The sequence below is a fragment of the Vibrio sp. Y176 genome, assembly GCF_033438945.1.
In genome coordinates this window covers 1-703 of the sequence record NZ_JAWOQS010000522.1, presented here as the reverse complement: position 1 = coordinate 703, position 703 = coordinate 1, and the positions used below count along the sequence as shown (strand labels likewise).

Annotated in this window: 1 pseudogene; it reads right to left on the bottom strand. The window is 44.4% G+C overall.

Annotated features, from left to right (window positions below):
- Window positions 1-703, bottom strand: a pseudogene (locus R7O13_RS27085) (glycosyltransferase family 39 protein); the annotation flags it as partial.

Below are 703 nucleotides of genomic sequence, written 5' to 3'. Positions count from 1 at the left end.
TGATAAATAGCTAAAATGTGTTACCGACACAGGTGAAAACAGCAAAAATTGCTCTTTAAATAGCGTCAGTCCTAACTCACCATCTTTACCGATTGCTTTTTGTGCTTCTGACATGATCTCTTTAGCCGGCGTGCGAACTGGGTTAAGCACTGTATAGCCCGCAACGCTATACCAGACCCAAGTCAGCGCAAGAGCCACCCAAAAGGTATATCGAGCCTGTACCGTGCGCGTTTTAAAAAATGCGCCAACCCAAATCGCTGCGGCAACAAGAAAGAATACGACGTAAGGGAATATAGAATCGTACTCACCTAAATGCTTCGTGACGGATTTAACCTCTAGACCTGCAACAACAGCGGCAGAAAACAAAACTACGCTTAAAATCAACACGATAGCTTTAAGTAATTTGTCGGTCCATTTAGGCCAAGCTTGGTTCGTTAACGCATAACCCGCAATAACAGCAAGCATTGGAAGCGCTGGCAATATGTAAACACCTCGCTTACCCGGGCTCAGACTAAAGAAAGCGATAACAAGCACAACCCAAGCGAACAAACTTAATAACGCAGGTGATAATCGTAGTTGTTGCCAACACTTCTTATTGAAAAACACCAAGTACAGCGGGAACCACATAACGGGAATCACACTGACAATAAAGTAATACCATGGCTGAATGTGTCCCCAAGAGTTCGCATAACGCTCACCCGTT